Source organism: Acidimicrobiia bacterium (assembly GCA_040881685.1).
In the GTDB taxonomy this organism is placed as follows: Bacteria; Actinomycetota; Acidimicrobiia; order IMCC26256; family PALSA-555; genus SHVJ01.
Genome location: JBBECS010000001.1, coordinates 1 through 15,334 on the forward strand (window position 1 = coordinate 1; position 15,334 = coordinate 15,334).

At 70.0% G+C, this 15,334-nt stretch carries 16 protein-coding genes; 13 read left to right on the plus strand and 3 right to left on the minus strand.

The genetic code is table 11. From position 1 onward, the window contains the following. Positions 1 to 279 (plus strand): hypothetical protein (locus WEE69_00005; GenBank protein ID MEX1143679.1); only part of this gene is annotated, 279 nt, incomplete at its 5' end. Positions 280 to 439: 160 nt separating this feature from the next. Here the strand turns inward: WEE69_00005 and WEE69_00010 are convergent. After that, on the minus strand, positions 440 to 1,171 hold the full coding sequence (locus WEE69_00010) for a PIG-L deacetylase family protein (GenBank protein ID MEX1143680.1): 732 nt from the start codon (positions 1,169 to 1,171) through the stop codon (positions 440 to 442). After that, entirely contained in the window at positions 1,168 to 1,770 is a 603-nt protein-coding gene (gene cofC, locus WEE69_00015; protein ID MEX1143681.1) for a 2-phospho-L-lactate guanylyltransferase, read from the minus strand. Before cofC ends, WEE69_00010 begins: the two co-directional genes overlap by 4 nt. A 21-nt stretch (positions 1,771 to 1,791) precedes the next feature. Here cofC and WEE69_00020 point away from each other — a divergent pair, with 21 nt between their 5' ends. The 3 genes from WEE69_00020 to WEE69_00030 are packed head-to-tail and all read left to right on the plus strand — an operon-like array spanning position 1,792 to position 4,702. Then, positions 1,792 to 2,514, plus strand: a complete 723-nt coding sequence (locus WEE69_00020; GenBank protein ID MEX1143682.1) for a lysophospholipid acyltransferase family protein — start codon at positions 1,792 to 1,794, stop codon at positions 2,512 to 2,514. 4 nt (positions 2,515 to 2,518) lie between these two features. Continuing rightward, positions 2,519 to 3,532 carry an NAD(P)H-dependent glycerol-3-phosphate dehydrogenase gene (locus WEE69_00025; protein ID MEX1143683.1) on the plus strand — a complete coding sequence of 338 codons (1,014 nt, stop codon included), beginning with the start codon at positions 2,519 to 2,521 and terminating at the stop codon, positions 3,530 to 3,532. A gap of 9 nt (positions 3,533 to 3,541) precedes the next feature. Continuing rightward, positions 3,542 to 4,702, plus strand: a complete 1,161-nt coding sequence (locus WEE69_00030) for a hypothetical protein (protein ID MEX1143684.1) — start codon at positions 3,542 to 3,544, stop codon at positions 4,700 to 4,702. A 17-nt stretch (positions 4,703 to 4,719) separates the two neighbouring features. Here WEE69_00030 and WEE69_00035 read toward each other — a convergent pair whose 3' ends face one another. Continuing rightward, positions 4,720 to 7,455, minus strand: coding sequence for a glycoside hydrolase family 38 C-terminal domain-containing protein (locus WEE69_00035; GenBank protein ID MEX1143685.1), 2,736 nt, complete (start codon positions 7,453 to 7,455; stop codon positions 4,720 to 4,722). 23 nt (positions 7,456 to 7,478) lie between these two features. Between WEE69_00035 and WEE69_00040 the strand changes: the two genes are divergently transcribed. From WEE69_00040 to WEE69_00080, 9 genes are all read left to right on the plus strand, one after another. Beyond that, the gene (locus WEE69_00040) at positions 7,479 to 8,135 is read left to right on the plus strand and encodes an HAD-IB family phosphatase (protein ID MEX1143686.1); all 657 of its coding nucleotides are present in this window, start codon (positions 7,479 to 7,481) and stop codon (positions 8,133 to 8,135) included. Beyond that, complete coding sequence (locus WEE69_00045) at positions 8,132 to 8,557, plus strand: RpiB/LacA/LacB family sugar-phosphate isomerase (GenBank protein ID MEX1143687.1); 426 nt, start codon at positions 8,132 to 8,134, stop codon at positions 8,555 to 8,557. The genes WEE69_00040 and WEE69_00045 overlap by 4 nt, the downstream gene beginning before the upstream one ends. Before the next feature lie 269 nt (positions 8,558 to 8,826). Beyond that, positions 8,827 to 9,486 carry a ribonuclease HII gene (locus WEE69_00050; GenBank protein ID MEX1143688.1) on the plus strand — a complete coding sequence of 220 codons (660 nt, stop codon included), beginning with the start codon at positions 8,827 to 8,829 and terminating at the stop codon, positions 9,484 to 9,486. Positions 9,487 to 9,500: 14 nt separating this feature from the next. Beyond that, the gene (locus tag WEE69_00055) at positions 9,501 to 10,070 is read left to right on the plus strand and encodes a TIGR03086 family metal-binding protein (GenBank protein MEX1143689.1); all 570 of its coding nucleotides are present in this window, start codon (positions 9,501 to 9,503) and stop codon (positions 10,068 to 10,070) included. A 13-nt stretch (positions 10,071 to 10,083) separates the two neighbouring features. Further along, complete coding sequence (locus WEE69_00060; protein MEX1143690.1) at positions 10,084 to 10,449, plus strand: hypothetical protein; 366 nt, start codon at positions 10,084 to 10,086, stop codon at positions 10,447 to 10,449. 48 nt (positions 10,450 to 10,497) lie between these two features. Beyond that, complete coding sequence (locus WEE69_00065) at positions 10,498 to 11,163, plus strand: hypothetical protein (protein ID MEX1143691.1); 666 nt, start codon at positions 10,498 to 10,500, stop codon at positions 11,161 to 11,163. 1 nt (position 11,164) lies between these two features. Then, on the plus strand, positions 11,165 to 12,829 hold the full coding sequence (locus tag WEE69_00070) for a DNA polymerase Y family protein (GenBank protein MEX1143692.1): 1,665 nt from the start codon (positions 11,165 to 11,167) through the stop codon (positions 12,827 to 12,829). A 22-nt stretch (positions 12,830 to 12,851) separates the two neighbouring features. Continuing rightward, positions 12,852 to 13,166, plus strand: coding sequence for a hypothetical protein (locus tag WEE69_00075; GenBank protein MEX1143693.1), 315 nt, complete (start codon positions 12,852 to 12,854; stop codon positions 13,164 to 13,166). Positions 13,167 to 13,199: 33 nt separating this feature from the next. Next, the gene (locus WEE69_00080) at positions 13,200 to 15,296 is read left to right on the plus strand and encodes a PQQ-binding-like beta-propeller repeat protein (protein ID MEX1143694.1); all 2,097 of its coding nucleotides are present in this window, start codon (positions 13,200 to 13,202) and stop codon (positions 15,294 to 15,296) included. The last annotated feature ends 38 nt before the right edge of the window (positions 15,297 to 15,334 follow it).

Genomic DNA, 15,334 nt, shown 5'->3' on the forward strand with positions numbered 1-15,334 from the left:
CGTCGTCGCAAGTCGACAGCTGCCAAGAAGGCTCCGGCCAAGCGCCGGCGTCGTAAGTCGACTGCGAAGAAGGCGCCCGCGAAGCGTCGCCGTCGTCGCAAGTCGACAGCTGCCAAGGCTCCGGCCAAGCGTCGGCGTCGTAAGTCGACTGCGAAGAAGGCGCCCGCGAAGCGTCGTCGTCGCAAGTCGACAGCGGCCAAGGCTCCGGCCAAGCGCCGGCGTCGTAAGTCAACGGCGAAGAAGGCTCCGGCCAAGCGTCGTCGTCGCAAGCGCAGCTAGTCAGCTCAGCTCTCCGACAGAGGGGCCCTTCGGGGCCCCTCTGTTCGCGTGATGGGGGAGGCGGGCCTCCCCCGTCGGCCCCCTCCGGCGCAACTTGTACCGAGTGGAAGTGGTCGAGGGCCGGGCAAGCTGGCGCTCGGGCGCGCCGATCGATTCCGCCTTAGAGCTCTTGGATCCTTTTGAAGGCTTCGGCGAATTCGATGCCCGCTTCCTTGCCTGCCGTTCTTGCCTCTTCTTTGATCCGAGATTCGAAGGATTTCCGTTGGGTGTCGGCTTGGTCGGAGGCGGGGTCGATCCCCATGGTGGAGTGCCACTGGGTCTTGTGCTCCAGGAGGGCTGCGATCTTCGTCTCGAGGTGGCCGGCGATGTCCTCGTGGTGGTCGATGACTTCGGGTTCGAAGAGCAGGAGGGTGGCCGGGCGGTGGGGCTGACCGCGGTCAGGGAAGAAGTGGGGGTCGCGGGCGGCGACGATTGCGTCGATCGTGAGGTATCCCGCGGCGCGGTGGTCGGGATGGAGGCGGTACCGCTTCCACGGATCATGGCCGAGCACCACTTCGGGCCGGACATCGCGGAGCGCGGCGCTGAGCTCGCCGCGCTCGCAGAGCCCGTCCTGGAGCTCTCCGTCGACGAAGTCGAGGAAGTGGACGGCCTTGATGCCGAGAGCGTCCGCCGCGGCTTCTTGCTCCTCGCGTCGCGTGGCGGCGAGCTCACCGAGGTCGGCGCCGGGATCCCAGCTCCCCTTCGATCCATCGGTCAGCACACAGAGGTGAACCTCGGAACCGGCCGCAGCCCACTTCGCGAGCGTGGCGCCACAGCCGAACTCGACATCGTCGGCATGTGCGCCGATCGCCAGGGCGCGGCTCGGCACCGGAAGATCCTGCGTGCCGCTCACCGCACCGGGCTGGACGATCCCAGGTAGTGCAGATCGTCGGGGATGTCGACATCCACGGTGAGGTCCGGCGGCCGGAGCACGCGTGCTTCGACACCGAGGCGTTGTGCCTCCGCGAGATGCCGCTGGAACGAGCCCGGTCCGTACGCGAACCGGAAACCGAGATCGGTCGGCACCGAGAGCACGTTGGTGCCGTCCTCGCGGTGACACGGAACGAGCACCACCACCGGCAGTTCGAGGTCGGTAGCCAGAGGCGCGAGCGTGCGAGCGCGTGGGAGGTCGGCATGCGCGATCACCGCCCGAACGAGGCCGGATCCGAGCAAACGCTGTGTGCCCGCCGCGGCGGCGCCGTCGAGGCTGCCGGGATCGTCGATCACTTCGGTCCCGCGCTCGTCAGCCCAGGCGCGCACTTCAGGAGCGCTGGAGACGACGAGCACCGGCATCGCAGCTGCCGCGTCGACGACCCGGTCAGCCATCTGACGTAGGGCGGCAGCGCGCGCGTCCTCATCAAGGTGATCAGCGAGTCGCGCCTTCGCTCCGACGAACGACCGGATCGGGACGACAACACCGACGCGCAAACTCGGCGCGACCGCTCCAGTCATGGGCTGCGTATGCTACCGGCCGTGGAGCCGGCCTACGCCTTCCTGCGCGGCGTCCTCGTACCCCCGCTGCACCTCGGCATGCGTTGGACATTCGAAGGAATCCAGCGCGTGCCGGTGCATGGCCCGGCGATCCTCGCGAGCAACCACGTGTCGTATCTCGACCCGCTCGTCCTGGGCTATCTCGCTCACAAGCGGCACCGGAAGGTGCGCTTCCTCGCCAAGCGCGAGCTCTTCGACAAGCGAGGTGTGAGCTGGTTCCTTCGGCACGCCCACCAGATCCCGGTTGCCCGCAACACCTCGGACGCTTCCGGTTCGCTCGACGCCGCGGTCGACGCACTCCGAGAAGGGGAGTGCGTCAGCGTGTTTCCCGAGGGCACCATCTCGCTCGACCTCGAGCCGATGGCGGGCAAGACCGGAACAGCCCGGCTCGCGGCGATGAGCGGTGTGCCGGTCACACCGATCGGACTCTGGGGTGCTCAACGGATCCTCTTCAAGGGCCAGAGCCCGAGATGGCGACGGGGCATCGCCGAGACCGTGGTTGTCGGCGGGCGCGTGCGCGTCGGCCCCGAGGAAGACGTGTACGAGGCGACCGATCGGATCATGCATGCCATCGCGGCATGTGTCGCACGGGCGAGGGAGATCTATCCGCAGCAACCCCGTCGGGGCGAGGGCGACTGGTGGGTGCGCGCGCCAGAGACCGCTGTCGTCCGCCCCACTGTCCGCGGTGACGCGGTCGTGGAGTGACGCCATGAGCGTGAAGGCGTGTGTGGTGGGAGCCGGCTCATGGGGAACGACGGTGGCTGCACTCATGGCGGAGAACGTCGACGTGACCCTGTGGGCACGCGACGCTGACCTTGCGGCGCGTCTCGATGCCAACCATGAGAACGACCGCTACCTGCCTGGGATCCGCATTCCGGACCGAGTGCGCGCGATGCATGACTTGAGCGCAGTGTGCAGCGAGGCGGATGTGGTGGTGATCGCCGTGCCGAGCCACGGCTTCCGTGACGTGCTGAGCGCAACGGCGGGATCAATCGCAAACGACGTCCCGGTCGTGAGCCTCTCGAAGGGCGTCGAGCAGGGAACGTACCTGCGCATGACCGAGGTGGTCGCCGACGTGCTCACTGAGCACGATCCCGGTCGGATCGGTGTCCTGACCGGCCCGAACCTCGCACGCGAAGTGGCGGAAGGTCAGCCGACGGCGTCGGTCGTCGCGATGGTCGACGAGGATGCCGCGCGCGAGCTGCAGCAGGTGTTCATGACACGCACCTTCCGCGTGTACACGAACCCCGACGTGATCGGGTGTGAGATCGCGGGGGCGCTGAAGAACGTGGTGGCGATCGCGGCTGGGATCGCGGCCGGACTCGGCTACGGAGACAACACGAAGGCCGCGCTGATCACGCGAGGCTTGGCTGAGCTCGCGCGCCTGGGTGTCGCGCTCGGCGGTGACCCGCTTACCTTCTCCGGTCTTGCCGGGATGGGGGATCTCGTCGCCACGTGTACGAGTGAGAAGAGCAGGAACCGGTTCGTGGGCGTGGAGCTGGGGAAGGGGCGCAGCCTCGACGACGTGCTCGCGGAGATGAGCATGGTCGCCGAAGGCGTGAAGAGCACTCGATCGGTGCTCGAGCTCGCCGCGCACCACCGGGTCGACATGCCGATCGCCGGCTTCGTCGGCGCCGTCCTGTACGAAGGCGCGCGGCCTGCCGATCTCGTGCCGTCGCTGATGCTCCGCGAGGCGAAGCCCGAGCTCCACGGCATGCGGTAACGAGGCCCGGTGCTGGTCGGCACTCTGGGCAACCGTCACCGCGCCGCCGTGGACGAGCGTGGTGTCGTCTCGCCGACGCACACCGGTTGGGACCTCGACTGGTGGATCGGCGCCGACGACCGCTGGCGGGTCCCGCACCGCGAGACGGCCGTTCGCCAGGGCCTGGTCGACGGTGCGCCCATTCCGCAGACGGCGATGCGAGTGCCTGGGGGAGATGCGGTGCAACGCGTCTACGGCGTCGTCGCCGACGGTGACCCGATCGTGGTCGAGGTCGAGAACGCGTCTCCTGCCCCGTTCGTGGTGGCATTGGTGATCCGAGGCGCGCGCGACATTGCGCTCGACGGATCGACCGTGATGGTCGACGGGTGTCCGGCGCTCGTGTCGACCCGAGCACCGTCACGCTGGGCGCATGCCATCGGGCGCAGCACCGAGGTGGAGGTGCTCTCGGGCGCAGCCCGCGCCGGGCCGTTCCCACGGGTTCGCCATCGCAGCGGCCGGGTGGAGGCGACGTTCCTGCACCCGATTCCGCATCGCACCTCTCTCCGCGTTGCGCTGCTCGGCCGACGCGACGCCATGCCGAAGGACGTTCGTGCGCTTCCCGACGCGGCCACGGTCGCACGGGGTTGGCGAATCCAGCTGGACCGGGGAATGCGGGTGGATCTGCCCGACCCGGCGCTCGTCGACGCGGCACGCGCGGCGTGCGCCGAGGCACTGCTCGGGGCTACCGCTCGTGTACCCGACGAGAACGCGGTCGCCGCACTCGAAGACTGGGGGTTCGACTCGGAAGTCACGGCCTCATGGACGCGCCTCTCGGGGCGCCAGCGCCGCCGCGCTGCTCGACGCCCGCAAACATCCTCGTCGTGGGCGGACGTGTGTGCCGCCCGCGAACGCAGCGCCGCATCCCTGCTGCTGGCATTGCGTTCGTTCCTCGTGCACGAGGGAGACGACGTGATCACGCTTCTCGCCGACCTCCCGGACGACTGGCGGGGAGGGTCGATCGAGGTGCACGGCGCGCCAACCAGACGCGGTCTGGTCTCCTACGCAGTGCGGTGGCACGGCGACCGGGCCGCGGTGCTCTGGGACGGACCCGGTGGCGTGACCGTGCGCGCTCCGGGCTTGGACGCGAGATGGTCGAGCACTGACCCTCGCGGCGAGGCGCTGCTCGCCTGACGCACGGCGCGCGCGCGTCAGTCGAGCCGCAGCGTGGCGATCTCCCACGGGCGCAGCGGCAAGCCGCCTTCGAAGGGTTCGACGGGTCGCCCCAGCAGATCGACGATCCAACCCCGCGTTGGCGCGTCGTCGTGTTCCACCGCAGCCATCGTCGGATCAGGTGATGCGTTGAACACCCTGACCACCACGCCGGCGCCATCGCGCACGACGGCGCTCACCTGCGCCCCGTCGACGCGGAGCGCGCGGCCGGTCGGCGGACGGTGCGCGCCGGCCACGCCGCCACCGCGAACGCGTTCCAGCGGGATCAGGAGCTCGTCGGCCGCGGCGTACAGGTCGGCATCGCGCCAGTTGCCCCGATGGGGAAGCACGGCGTAGTCGAAGGTCAGCCGCCGCTGGAGCTGGGGCCCTTCGAGCGGATCGGGTGGGCCGGCGGGGTTCGGGCGCAGCGCGGGCTCGGTACGCGAGAGGTAACCGGTCGCGCGGAGCAGGGTGAGCGCAAGCTCGCGCCCGCCTTCGACAACCTCGAACTCGAGGAGCCCGTCGTGCAGCAAGGCGAGGCCGGCTGCGCCGTCGGAGCAGTCGACGAAGCGCCGCGACACGAAGGTTGGAAGTCCGGCTTCATGGGGCCCGCCTTCCGCGTCGAGCCCGCGATGAACGACCGCGAATGCGCATTCGGCGTCGCTCCCGGCGACAGCCGTGGGCAGCGGGAAGTGAGCGCGCAGGCGGTGATCGCGTGCTCCGTTGCTGAGCTCGGCGTGCACTCTCACGAACCGCTCGTTCGGGCGGAGCTCGAGCTCTGTGCGCACGTCGACCCGGATCGCCTCGTCGCTTCGCTGCGTGCACTGGCGCTCGTCGCCGAGCGCGAAGGCCGGCCAGTCGTACGACCGCTCGACGAGCAGCCGGGCTCGTACCGGACCTTCGTCGAGAACGGTCACCCGGACCTGCACCGGCGCGTCGACAATGCGGTCCTGGGCTGGTGGTGAGTAGTTGTAGGTGTCGCCACCGTCGCCACCGTCGACGAGCCGGTCGAGGCCCGCGACCTCGACGCCGTCGCTCGTGCGGATGGTGAACGTGCCGTCGGTCGGATCGACGTGAACCTCCAAGTGCTCGTTCGCCATGGAGTGCCCGCTCGCACGGAGCGATGTCGTCGGACCATCGCCGTCGACCGCGCGATAGGCGCGCCATCCAAAGCCTGGGACCGGGTCGGCGGCGAACACGAACTCTCTTGCCGGTGCCCGGAGCTGACGGAAGCGGATCGTCGCGCCTGTCTCGCCGAGCGCGAGCAGCTCCTCTCGGGTCTCTTCGAGATCGACGACCGGCTCGCCGGGGCTCGCAGCGTCGAACACGTACTCCCACTCGTCATCGCAGATCTGGCGACGGGTGACGCGAGCGATGCGCGCGCCGGCGAAGTCCGGTCCTCGCATGAGCTCGAGCACCCAACGCACCTTCTGGCCGGTGATCACGGTGTTGAAGCCCTCGCCGCCGACGGTTCGGAGCACCTGTGCGGGGCACGTAGTCCCGTCATCGGCCTCGAAGTGGAGCGGGCCCTCACCGGCCACGAAGCCGTGCACGAGACCACCGCGGTCCGCGCGAGTGGGGTTCACCACGATCGTGGAGCCCGGTGCCGTGTCGACCTCGGTCGCGAGGCGGTGCATGGCGTCACGCGTCAGCGCGTCGCCGATGTGGCGTGCCTCCTGATAACGAACGGTGACTGCGTCGACCACCTCATCGTGGCTACACGCGCACGAGGAGTCGTGCGCGCTGTTGAGCACGAGGTTGCGCCAGCCCATGCGCAGGAGCGCGTCGGGATAGCGCCCCGTGTCGAGGAAGAGCGCGCTGATCGGCTCGGCGCGGCGCTCGATCGCACGTTCGGCCGCGGCGCAGGCCTGATGCACATCGACCCGGTTCGACGCGACACCCATGAGCACGTTGGACCGCGCCCCCGAGCGGAGCTCACCAGCCCAGGTCCCGATACCTTCGGTGGGTTGTGTGGGCAACAGCTCACCGAGCGACGTCACCTCGAAGCGGTAGTCGTCCTGGATGGCGTTCGCCTCGGCGACGACGCGCCCGAGCCACGGCTGCGGCAGCTGATGGTCAGTCCCGTTCATGAGCAGCATCGCACCGCCGTCGAGGCGCGCCGCACCGAGCTCCTGCTCGTACCCGCGAGCCCGGGCGACCAGAGCCTTCGCATCGTCGGGAAGGTCACGCCCGTTCGAGTAGGAGCCGTAGAGGTACTCGGCGCGCACGCGGGACCCATCGGGTGCCTCCCACCAGAACGCAGTGCTGTCGATCGCCGCCGGAACGCCGCGCCACACGACCGCGTGCCCGAGGCCGGCGAGGCGCAGGATCTGTGGCATCTGTGCGACGTGCCCGAACATGTCGGGGAGGTATCCGACGGGCATCGCGCCGCCAAGCTCCGCGGCGCGGGTATTTCCCATCTGCAGATCCCGCACGAGGGTCTCGCCCGACACCATGAACTCGTCCATCAGGATCATCCACGGACCCACCTGCACGCGTCCGCTCGCGACGAGCCGTGCGATCCGTGCCGCGGCTTCGGGGCGGATCTCGAGATAGTCGTCGAGGACTGCCGTCTGCCCGTCGAGCAGGAAGCGGGCGTAGGAAAGGTCGCGTTCGAGGAGATCGAGGAGCGAGTCGAGCAGCGTGACGAGTCGCACACGCAAGACCTGGAACGGCGCGTACCACTCGCGGTCCCAGTGCGTGTGCGGCACAATCGCCACCGTCACCGGCGCCATGCCGCCAGCCTAGGGTCTCGGTGGTGGACCTCGACTTCGAGCGCACCGCGGTCTTCGTCGACTTCGACGGGACGATCACGCAGGCCGACTCCGGTGTGTACTTGCTGGAACGCCTCGGAGATCCTGCGTGGCGCGAGATCAGCGACACGTACGCACGCGGGGAGATCGGGAGTCGCGAGTGTCTGCTCGACGAGTGGGACCTGCTCCCGCACGATGAAGCGACGTTGCGAGCGGTCGCGCGAGAGGTCGAGTTGGATGCCGGCTTCGTCCCGCTGCTCGACGCGTTCCACGCCGCCCGCGCGCGGGTCACGGTCGTCTCCGACGGGTTCGGCTTCTACGCCGAGGAGGTCTGCGCGTCGAACGGTGTGCCGGTCCTCACGAACCGGGTCGACTGGGCCACGGGAGATCTCCAGTTCCCCCACGAGGACCGCTGCTGCCCGTGCTCGACCTGCGGGATCTGCAAGCAGGCGCCGATCAAGGAAGCGCAGCACCTCGGGTTTACCACCGTGCTCGTGGGTGACGGCACGAGTGACCGGAAGGCGGCCTTGCTCGCCGACGTCGTATTCGCCAAGGGGCCGTTGGCGCGGTGGTGCGCACTGAATGGGGTGGCCCATGTGCCGTTCGACACACTGTCCGACGTGCAGCGCTTGCTGCTCGCACAAGGTGCGGTGCACGAGTGAGGATCGCGTTCGGGTCCGACGAGCGAACGCCGCTGACGGACGCGGTCGCCACCGATCTCGAATCGCGCGGGCACGAGGTGATCGCAGTCGGGCCACCGGCCGACGAGGACAAGCAGTGGGCGCAGGTCGGGCGCGAGGTCGGCGAGCTCGTTGCCACCGGCGCGTGTGACACGGCCGTGCTCTTCTGCTGGACGGGTACCGGAGCGTCGATTGCCGCCAACAAGGTGTCTGGCGTGCGTGCCGCGCTCTGCACCGACGCGGCCACGGCCGAGGGCGCGCGCAAGTGGAACGACGCCAACGTCCTCGTGATGGGTCTGCGTCTCACCTCACCGGAGGTCGCGCACGAGATGCTCGACGCGTGGTTCACGACGGAACCCGAGCCGTCGGAGCAGGAAAACATCGCTGGCCTCGAGCCTTCCTGAGCGGCCCCGGGAACGGATGTCACGCGCGTGACGTTCGCGCGGTCAGAAGAGCAGGACCGCGACAACCGAAAGGAGGCCCCGTGACAGGACTGCGCAAGATCGGCAGCAAGCTGCGCTGGTGGGGCCGCGGGCTGGTCTGGCAGCTCCCCGAGCAGCCGTACCCCAGCGACCACCCGTGGGACCTGCGTCGCCACTGATCTCTTGATCTGATACCGGCCGCCCACCGGCCGTCCCCGCCGCCCGGTGGGCCGACGGCTACGTTCGGCCGGGTGACCGTCACCCCCACGCTGCGGCTCGAACGACGGTGCTGGCAGGCGGGCGAGCGGGTGGTCGTCGGGATCGACGAAGTCGGGCGTGGTGCCTGGGCCGGCCCCGTCACGGTGGCCGCGGTAGTCCCCGCCCCCGAGCACCTGCGGGGGGTGCGCGACTCGAAGCAGCTCCTGCCCGACGAGCGGACGCGGGTCGCCGCCAACGTGCGCGAGTGGGCCCTCGCCATCGGCGTGGGCCACGCGTCGCACGAGGAATGTGATGCGCTCGGGATGACCGCGGCGCAACGGGTTGCCGGGCACCGCGCGCTCTCGATGCTCGCCGCCCAGGGGTACGAGCCCGATCGGGTCATCCTCGACGGCAACCACGACTACCTGCGCCTGGGCAATCGGTGCACGCTGGTTGTCAAAGGTGACACCTCGGTGCTCGCGGTGGCGGCGGCGTCGTGCGTGGCCAAGGTGACTCGCGACGCGCTCATGCGCGAGGAGGCGCAGCACTACCCGGCGTACGACTTCGAGTCGAACGTCGGCTATCCGGCGCCGGTCCACAAGGCCGCGTTGCGCGGGTACGGGCCCAGCGCGATCCACCGTCGGACGTGGATCTTCATGGATGCGCTCTGCTGGCCGGGGATGCCGCCACCCCCCGGCCGCCTGTTCGCATAGCGTCTCTGCTAACCATGGTGATGGACCTCCCTGAGCTGCATGCCCGCTCGCTGGATGCGGCGCGCCCGGCCATCGCCGGCGTCGCCGCTGACCAGTGGAGCCGCGACTCGGTGTGCGACGGCTGGGACGTGCGCACGCTGGTGAACCATGTCGTGTCGGGCAACCTGTGGGTGCCCGAGCTGGTGGCGGGCAAGACCATCGAAGAGGTCGGGGACCGTCTCGACGGCGACATGCTCGGCGACGACGCTGTCGCCGCGTACGACGCGTCAGCCGATCTGGCCGCGGCCGCGTTCAAGGCCGACGGCGCGATGGAGCGTCCGGTCGCGGTCTCCTACGGACCGGTCCCGGGCGAGGTGTACTGCGGCCACCGCTTCATCGACGTGCTCATCCACGGGTGGGACGTCGCCGAGTCGACCGGTCAGGACACCAACCTGCCGCTCGACCTCGTCGAGGCATGTTGGGAGGTCGTCGAGCCGCAGCTGGCCGACCTCGGGGGCAGTGGCGCCTATGGGACGCACGTCGACGCGCCTGCCGACGCCGACCTCCAGACGAGGCTCCTCGCAGCCCTCGGTCGTCGCGGCTAGAAGAGAGGACGGCATGGGCCAAGAGATCACTGTCAACGCGCGCCCCGGAGCGTCGCCCGACATCCGCATCTTCGACTGCAACCGTTCGCTGACGGGCATGGCGATCGAGCGCTACGCGTCGATGGACGACGCCAAGGGCAGTCGGGCCCCCGACGTGCTCGCCAACCGGCTGCTCGGTCTCGGCGCGACGCGCGTCACCATCTACTCCAGCGACGTGATCGTCGAGGCGCCGGCCGAGAAGTGGGCCGCCCTCGAGCCCAAGGTGATCGAGACGATCCAGCACCTCTTCGGCTTCTACGGCGACCAGGCTGGCTGGTCCGACGAATCGCTGCGGGCGATGGGCGTCGAGCCCCTCCCGCGCCCGGAGCCCACCGCCTGACGCGCTCCCGTTTCTTGCGTATCGAACGTATGTTCGGTAGAACGGGGTATGGCCCTGGCCTCCTTCCCCCGACGTGACGGCGAGGCCCGCGCACGCCTGGAGTCGGTAGGGCGCCGAGCCACGCCGGTCACGCTCGCACGCGACCGGTCCATCCCCGTGCCCGGCGATCTCGGTGCGCTGCTCCCCGGCGGTGCACTGCGGCGCGGGACCACTCTCATCGTCGCCGGGGCGATCGGCGGTGGCGCTACTTCGCTCGCGCTCGAGCTCGCGGCGACCGCCACGGCCACCGGCGAGTGGGCCGCGGCCGTCGATCTCGACGGCACCCTCGGTGCGGAGGCCGCCGCGGCGGTGGGCGTCGCGCTCGACTGCTTCGCCGTGATCCGACGGTGCCCGCCCGCCCGCTGGGCCACGGTGGTCGCCGCGCTGCTCGAAGGAGTGAGCCTCGTGCTTGCGGAGGTGCCCCGAGGTGTCGCAGCCGGTGACGCCCGCCGTCTCGTGGCGCGCGCCCGTGAGCGCGGCAGCGTGCTCGTCGCCCTCGAGATCGATGCGCGCTGGCCGGCCGATGCCGCGTTGCGGCTCCACGCTGCGGGTGGCGTCTGGCACGGGCTTGTACCTGGCGCGGGCTTACTTGCCGGTCGCGCGCGGTCGGTGCGAGTGGAAGGCCGGGGAGAAGCTGCACTCGCCCGCACGGGCGTGCTCGCCCGCGTCAGCTGAGGTGAGCGGAAGAGCTGAGCGCACGTTCGCGCTCTGGTGCCCGGCCTGGGCAGTGGCGACCGCGTGCCGCACCGATCCCGCACTCACCGGTGCGCCCGTCGCGGTGGTCGAGCGGGGAAAGCGCGGTCTGGTGGTCCGCGCCGCGTCGGTGGAGGCGCGGGCCGATGGCGTGACCGTGGGCTTGCGGCGGCGGGAGGCGGAAGCCCGTTGCGCCGGGCTGGTGGTGGTCGACGTCGATCTCGCGGCCGAGGCGCGCACGTTCGAGGCAGTGGCGCGGGCGATGGATCCGATCACGCCCGGGGTCGTGCTCGAGCGCCCGGGCGTGCTCACGTTCCCGACTCGGGGCCCGTCGCGCTACTTCGGCGGTGACGAAGCGCTGGGCACGCGGGTGCTGGAGGCGGTCGCTGCCACTGGCATCACGAGCGCGCGCGCGGGGGTTGCCGACGGGAGGTTCGCGGCCCGTCTCGCGGCCCGCATCGCCGGCCCTGCGAGAGCGCGTGTCGTGGCCCCCGACGGGTCGGCGATGTTCCTCGCACCCTGGCCGGTGAACGTGCTCCAAGGAGTGGTGGACGGCGGTGAAGAGCTCGTGTCGCTGCTGGCGCGGCTCGGCATCCCCACGTTGCGCGACTTCGCCGCGCTTCCCGCGTCGGCGGTGCTGGCCCGCTTCGGTGCGAAGGGCGCACGGGCCCGTTGTCTCGCCCTCGGGCTCGACGAGCACGCGGCGCCACCCGCGCCGCCACCTCCCGACCTGGTGGAGACGTGTGAGCTCGATCCGCCTGCGACGAGAGTGGACGAGGCCGCGTTCGCCGCGAAGGGTCTCGCCGATCGCCTGCTTGGGCGGCTCGAGGCGCTCGGGCTCGCGTGCACGCAGGTCGTGGTGGAGGCCGAGACCGAGCACGGCGAGTCACTCTCACGTTGCTGGCGTCACGAGGGTGCGCTCACCCCCGCCGCGCTCGTGGCGCGCGTCCGCTGGCAGCTCGACGGATGGCTGACCTCAAAAGGAGGTCTGTCGGGTGGGCTCGCGTTGGTGCGGCTTGCACCGGACCGGGTCGTGCCCGCGACCGGTCGCCAGCTCGGCTTCTGGGGCGGTGACGCCGCGTCACAGGATCGGGCCGACCGCGCCCTGGCGCGGCTCCAGGGGATGCTCGGTCACGGCGGGGTGGTCACCGCGGTGCTCGCCGGTGGCCGCGCGCCTTCCGAGCGCGTCCGATGGGTGCCATGGGGCGAACCGCGTGATGACGCGGCGACCGCGGGTGCGGAAGCACCGGCCTGGCCGGGCGCGATCCCCGGTCCCGCTCCCGCGCGAGTGCACGCACCACCGTTCCCAGCCGAGCTGCTCGATGCCGACGGTTCCCCCGTAGCGGTGTCGGGTCGCGGTGAGGCCACGGCTGCGCCGGCGCGTCTCCGGTGCGACGCGCTGCCCGAAGGTGGGGGTGCGATCACCGCGTGGGCCGGTCCGTGGGCTCACGACCTGCGCTGGTGGGACCTAGATGATGGTCGCACTCGCTACGAGCCGGGATACCCGGCTCGCGGGCGCTCGTCGCTCCACGTGACCCGACGCCGGCGCGCGCTGTGGCAGGTAGTGGTGGGTGAGGACGATGACCAGGTCGCGTGCCTCGTGGTGGTCGAGGCCGGGCGCGCGGGTGTCGAGGCGATCTACGACTGATGACCGGAGGTAACGTCCGACCATGAGCGCACAGTCCACGATCCAGCTCGAGCGGGCATCCAAGTTCATGGACCGCATCCGCAAGTACCAGGTGTTCGTCGACGCCGAAGAAGTCGGCACCATCAAGAACGGCGAGTCAGTGAGCTTCCCGATCGCGCCGGGTCGTCACGAGGTCGTGCTCCTGATCGACTGGGCCTCGTGCCCGCCCGTCACGATCGATGCGAAGCCGGGCGGCACCGTGCGCATGGCCTGTCGCCCAAAGGCCAATCCGCTCAACGCGCTCTACTACGTCCTCTTCGCGCGCGAGAAGTATCTGGAGCTCGACGTCATCGGCTGACGTCGATCGCCACTGCGGTGGGAGACTCCGCGCATGCCGGAGGGAGAGGTCGTCGAACGCGGGAGCGGCGTCCCGCTCGCGAGCATTGTCGTGAGCGACGGCTTGGCAGTTACTCGCACGGGTGACGATGGCTCGTTCTCATTTCCCGATCGGGCCGATGCGGAGTTCGTGTTCGCGACGGTGCCGTCGTCGCACCTGGCGCTGCAGCCCGGCTGGTTCGCCAACGTGCGAGACGGCGACACCGACACGATCCAGATCGAGCTCGATCCCCGGCCAGAGGGAGCGTCCGACGGCTGCACGTTCGTGCAGGTCACCGACCTTCACGTCTCGGTCGATGAGGGGGCGCGCCTGCGCCCGATGATCGAGGCGGGGGTTGTTTCGCCGCCTGGCATCGCCGTGACGGGAGAGGTGAGCGCGGCGGAGCTCCGAGAAGACCTCGAGTTGATCGTCGAGCGCGTCCAGCCCGACTTCATCGCAGCGACCGGCGACCTCGCCGACTACGGCCAACCCGAAGAGCTCGATGCGTACCGCGAGGCGATCACCGGGCTCGGCGCCCCGGTGGCGAGCGTGCCCGGCAACCACGATCACCTCTCGGTGCTGAGCCGGGAGTCCATCGAAGGGTTCTTCTCGACGTGGAAGCAAGAGGACACGCCCGACCTCGGTCCCGGCGAAGCCTTCCAGAAGGCCGTGTTCGGCGGTGACTGGCGTCGGGCAGCGTCGGGTCGCGTGCCGTGGGTAGAAGTGATGGGTCCGCTGTACTACTCGTTCGACTGGGGTGACGTGCACTTCGTCGCGTACGACGGCGAAGGACTACGTCGGTACGGAGACGACTACCCGCAGGACGAATGGCTGGCGAACGAATTCGCGCTGGTCGAGCCAGGCACTCCCGTGGTGGTGCTCACGCACTTTCCGGAGACCGCCGACTTCTACCGGTCACGCTTCGGAACAGTGCGGCTCGTCGCTTCATTGAGTGGGCACTGGCACGGCACGCGCCTGTGGCGTGACGGCGAAGCGCAGCACTGGACCAGCTCGACGCTCGGCTTTGGCGGCATCGACTACACGCCGCGTGGTTACCGGGTCATCGAGGTCGATGCGAACGGCGCAAGATCGTGGTGGGAGACGGTCGAGGCCCCGCGACCGCGCACCGCGCGCGTGTGCGGCGCGGCCGTGTCCGGTGAACGGATGGTGGTCGCGCTGGAGGAACCTGACGCGTCAGGCGCGATCAGCGCGGTCGGCTCGTGGTCGGAACCGTTGGCGGCGGCGGCGCGCGGTGGTGTCGTGGCAGCGAACGGAACGCTCTACGCCCTGGACTCAGGGTCGACGGTGCGGGCGTTCGACGCCGCCAACGGTGACGTGCGCTGGTCGCGCGAGCTCGGGGATCGGTCGGTTCGCTGGATGCTCGGAGCACTGGCAGCGAGCGGGGACCGTGTGTACGTCGGGAGCGCGATCAGCGTGCACGCGCTCGACGCCCGCACCGGCGACGAGATCTGGCGTCGTGACATCTCGCCGGACGACTGGGCCGCGAGTTGGAGCGGCGTGACCGCCGATGACGAGATCGTCGTCGTCGGCGCGGTGAACGATCACCTCCATCTCGCGGCATTGGAAGCCGGCACCGGCGAGGTTCGCTGGCTCCACGAAGGGCGCGACATCGCCGGCGTCAGCGCGACCCCGAGGATCCTCGAGGATCAAGTCTTCGCGGCGCGCGCCCCCGGTTGGCTCCAGGCGTTCGAACGGGGCGACGGCAAGATGCGGTGGGAGGCCCCGCTTGACGACGCCTGGCCAGTCGCGCTCGCGGCCGCCCGCGGCCGCGCATTCGTCCGCAGCTCCAGCGGCACGATCACTGCCCATGATGTGACCGATGGGAGCACTCAGTGGACGTGTGCGCTCGGTCCGGGTCTTCGCGCTGCGCGTCCGTACTCCAGAACAACCGGTGGTGCGCGTCTCCCGCTGGTCGTCTTCGGTCCGTACGTCTGGACGGGCGCCACCCATGAGCTCGTCGGCATCGACCTCGAATCCGGCGAGATCGTGAGTCGAACCGACGCAGGTGGTGAGGTGGCGACTGTCCTCGGCGATGGCCCGAGTGTCTGCGCGGTCACCGTCGACGGACGAGTGGTGCGCGCCGCCCGCTGATCGACTCGCGCCTTCCACCATCGGTGCGAGACTCCTCC

Excerpts from the sequence above, each read along its gene's own strand:
- WEE69_00055 (MEX1143689.1), top strand. The coding sequence starts at position 9,501 with ATGGTGATGGACCTCCCTGAGCTGCATGCCCGCTCGCTGGATGCGGCG.
- WEE69_00035 (MEX1143685.1), bottom strand. The coding sequence starts at position 7,455 with ATGGCGCCGGTGACGGTGGCGATTGTGCCGCACACGCACTGGGACCGC.
- WEE69_00060 (MEX1143690.1), top strand. The coding sequence starts at position 10,084 with ATGGGCCAAGAGATCACTGTCAACGCGCGCCCCGGAGCGTCGCCCGAC.
- WEE69_00065 (MEX1143691.1), top strand. The coding sequence starts at position 10,498 with ATGGCCCTGGCCTCCTTCCCCCGACGTGACGGCGAGGCCCGCGCACGC.
- WEE69_00080 (MEX1143694.1), top strand. The coding sequence starts at position 13,200 with ATGCCGGAGGGAGAGGTCGTCGAACGCGGGAGCGGCGTCCCGCTCGCG.
- cofC (MEX1143681.1), bottom strand. The coding sequence starts at position 1,770 with ATGACTGGAGCGGTCGCGCCGAGTTTGCGCGTCGGTGTTGTCGTCCCG.
- WEE69_00025 (MEX1143683.1), top strand. The coding sequence starts at position 2,519 with ATGAGCGTGAAGGCGTGTGTGGTGGGAGCCGGCTCATGGGGAACGACG.
- WEE69_00075 (MEX1143693.1), top strand. The coding sequence starts at position 12,852 with ATGAGCGCACAGTCCACGATCCAGCTCGAGCGGGCATCCAAGTTCATG.